The sequence below is a fragment of the Kitasatospora sp. NPDC085879 genome (assembly GCF_040686255.1).
Classification (GTDB): Bacteria; Actinomycetota; Actinomycetes; order Streptomycetales; family Streptomycetaceae; genus Kitasatospora.
The window spans coordinates 1-3,219 of sequence record NZ_JBFBJZ010000169.1; the positions used below are offsets into that span (position 1 = coordinate 1).

Genomic DNA, 3,219 nt, shown 5'->3' on the forward strand with positions numbered 1-3,219 from the left:
GCGATGATCAGCCTCATGACCCGCCGACTCACCGGCGAAACCACCCCAACCTGGCGCGGAACCTGACGTCCACAGTCAGGGACGAAACGCCCAGTGAGTAGTGCTCGAAATGAGCCCGCGGGCCCTATCTGGCAGGGGGGCCGCAGCCATACGCGGCCCCCTCACTCTGAGACAAGAGGCGGTACTCGTGCCCGCAAACTTCAATTTCGTCGACACCAACGCCATGCGTACGGCGGGGGGCCAGTCCAGGAGACAGAAGGCGGCCGCCAAAACGTCCTGCGCAACGTCGAGACCCAGCTGGCTGCGCTCACCAGCGGCTGGACCGGCGAGGTGGCCAAGCAGTACCAGCAGCTGATGGTCGAGTGGAGCACCCAGTTCAACCTCATCTACAACGACCTCGGCGAGATGGTGGGGCATCCTGAACGCCAGCATCCGGCAGTACGAGAGCGGCAACGTCGGCAACCTCGAGGCCATCGGCACGATGCGGAGCAACTTCTCCCTCTACCGAGCTGGTGCGTGATTGCGGTGGGGGTGCTCCAGCCTGGGCTGGGGCCTTGTTCAGGTGATGGCGGTGCGGTCGGAGACGAGGCCGGCGATGGCGAGGTAGGTGTCCGGGAGTGTGTCGCGCCGGTGGGTCCAGCGGGTCAGGCCTTTCCATCACTTGTGGTCGGGGAGGGCGTGCTCGACGGGAATGCGCTGGGACGAGTGCGTGTGCCGAGCCCTGTCCCGTGCCTCGTGGACTTCCGGTGGGCAGACCTTGTTCGCCTTCCGCGGTGGGGGTGATCGCCTGGCCGGGGTGATCCCGCCGAAGACCCAAGTAGCCTGCATTGAGCAGGACTTGGACGTCGGGAAACTGGCGGAAGAGGCCGTCGATGCCTTCGCCGCGGATGGCGGTGGCGTCGTGCATGCGTCTCGGGCGGAGGTTGCCGGCCCACAGGGTGCGACCGTGTTCGTCTGCGACGACGGTGGCCTTCATGGTGTTCTGCTTCTTCTTGCCAGAGACGAAGGCCCGCCGCCCGCCGCGGTGGCCGACCGGGCGACGGACCTGGATCTCGGTGGCGTCCAGCCGCAAGGCCGCACCTTCGACCTGCGCGTAGGCAAAGATGTCTCCGAGGGTCCGCAGCCGCACGCCCGGGCGGTCCGGCACCGCAAAACCGCGGCGCGCGAGCAGAGCGCGTATCTCCGCCACCGCCCGGGTGATCGTGGAGCGGTCGACCCCGAACAGCAGACCCAAAACGGCGTGCGGGAGATCGTGTCGCAGATGGATCAGCGTTGCGACCACCCGGCCGTTGCCGCTCTTGCCCATGACGCGGCCACATCCATCGGCGACCGCTACCGCGAAGGTATGGCGTGGGACAACCTCGGCCTGGACCTCGCGGGGCTGCGCCGCTTCGACGACGCCCTGGACGCCTACCAACGCGACCTCGACATCTGCCGGGGCCTCGGCGACTGCTACGGCGAAGGCATGGCATGGAACAACCCCGGCACCGTATGGCGGGGCGCTGAAGCGTACGAGCAGGCGGTGGAGGCCGGTGAGCGTGCTGTGGCCGCGTTCCGTGAGCTGGACGATGCGTACCGCGAGGGTGGGGTCTATTCAATGGACAGACCCATGCCTCGGCCCCCGTGATCGCTCGTGCAAAGAATGTCCAGTAGCCATCTGCTGGGATCTCCTCGCAAAAGATGCGACACCAGCCCGGCGAATCATCGATCCAGGCGGCTAGCGCCTCTAAGAATCGGTCCAGCGTATTATTCTCCGAATCCTCTCCATTCTCCAGGAATTCCTGACGAAGTCGGCGGACTTCGACGGAGGGGGCGATCTACAGGAACGCATTTTAGCCCTATCGGCAGTTGGCTGGTCGGTGGCTCCGGCGGCACAACTAGGTCCGGCATTGTCGGCGCGGTGTTCCCGATCACCGCCTCCGGGTGTGGATTTGTCCAAACAGTTCCGCCGGTTCCCCTGATCTCGATCGATAGTCCGTCCGTGGTGGTGGTCATCTTCCTGGCGATCTCACGTTTGACTGCTTCATCTCCAGCGTCGACCAACCGGTGCGGGATTTCGGTGACGCCGGCCATCTGGAAGGACACCACCCGCCGGTGATCGAGCGTCCAGCGTCCCTCAGGGAGCTGGACGACGCGGACGGCCGGAAGGTCGTCCGGCGTCAAGTCGCCCTTCTTCAGGTCACGGGCTGTCTTGAAGACGTTGTGCCCGTCTCCTGAGGCCTTACCGATACTGTCCTGCATGTACTTGAGACTAAATGGGTTGATTACTCCGGTGATAGGAGAAGCAGCGGCCTTGTCGTAGTGACAAGAACCCCAGAAACTGTGGCGTAGCCTTGCATGGCCGGTGAATGTCCCCATGGCACCTGCGGCGAGGCCGGTCCAGTCGATGTTCACCAGCGCGCCCGCCAAGCTCATGGCCACCTGTGAGGCGTATCCGCCGACCCCCTGTACCCCGAGCTGTCCCGGTATTCCCGTCGTCAGACGCGGCACCGGCTGTTCAGCCACGGGCAGCCGCGTCTCGGCCTCGACAACCTCCCCGGCAGTGGGCCGCTCCGTCTCGAAGCGGGACGGCTCCGTGTGCGCAATCTCGGCACTCCCTTGCGGATTGAGGGCTGCCTGGATTTCCTTCAGGACTGCGTCGGGTTGAGCCATCCGCCGGTCCTGCCACGGGGAATGATGGGCGGGATGGTGCTCCGTCGCGTTGCCCAGCACCACGCCAGCTGCGGTCGGCGCGGCCTGCACCCGGCCCGAAGGGGCCCGGTCGTCCACAGACAGGGGCACAGCGGCCGGGTGCGCCATGCTGGCGGCGGGGCCATGGGGGCGAGTGTGTCCGGCGCCTTCTGTGTTCTGGCGAGCGGGACTGTCGGGGGAAACGGTCGCAGACCGGCCGAGCTGCGTGTGGTCGCTGGCTCGCGCGGACGTCTCGGTGACAGCGTGCCTTGAGTTCACCGCATGCGCCGAGGCTGCGGCTGACTCCGCACCCATGTCCCCGTCCACGTGCTCGGGGGCGGTATGCCATGACTCGACGCTGCCCACTGAGCGCAACGACGGTGCCGCATCGGCCCGTTCGGCGGCGGGTGCTGCGGTATGCGGCGTGACGGGTTCGGTGGGTGGTGTGAAGTGGAGCCACTGGCCCCGGCCACCACTGCCGGCGACCTGGTTGCCTTCCGGCACGTACAGGGTTCCTTCGGGGCCGGCCAGCAGCTGGCCGTTCGGCGC

2 protein-coding genes and 1 pseudogene are annotated in these 3,219 nt (G+C 66.5%); 1 reads left to right on the forward strand and 2 read right to left on the reverse strand.

Annotated features, from left to right (window positions below):
- Positions 1 to 558: 558 nt before the first annotated feature.
- Positions 559 to 1,285 (reverse strand): annotated as a pseudogene (locus AB0P35_RS41700) (transposase family protein); the annotation flags it as partial.
- 60 nt (positions 1,286 to 1,345) lie between these two features.
- Here AB0P35_RS41700 and AB0P35_RS41705 point away from each other — a divergent pair.
- Positions 1,346 to 1,627 (forward strand): tetratricopeptide repeat protein, encoded by a 282-nt coding sequence (locus AB0P35_RS41705; RefSeq protein ID WP_363521736.1) that lies wholly within the window; start codon positions 1,346 to 1,348, stop codon positions 1,625 to 1,627.
- Positions 1,628 to 1,746: 119 nt separating this feature from the next.
- Here AB0P35_RS41705 and AB0P35_RS41710 read toward each other — a convergent pair.
- Positions 1,747 to 3,219, reverse strand: a 1,473-nt coding sequence (locus AB0P35_RS41710; RefSeq protein WP_363521739.1) for a hypothetical protein, incomplete at its 5' end; no start/stop codon positions are given.

Excerpts from the sequence above, each read along its gene's own strand:
- AB0P35_RS41705 (WP_363521736.1), top strand. The coding sequence starts at position 1,346 with ATGGCGTGGGACAACCTCGGCCTGGACCTCGCGGGGCTGCGCCGCTTC.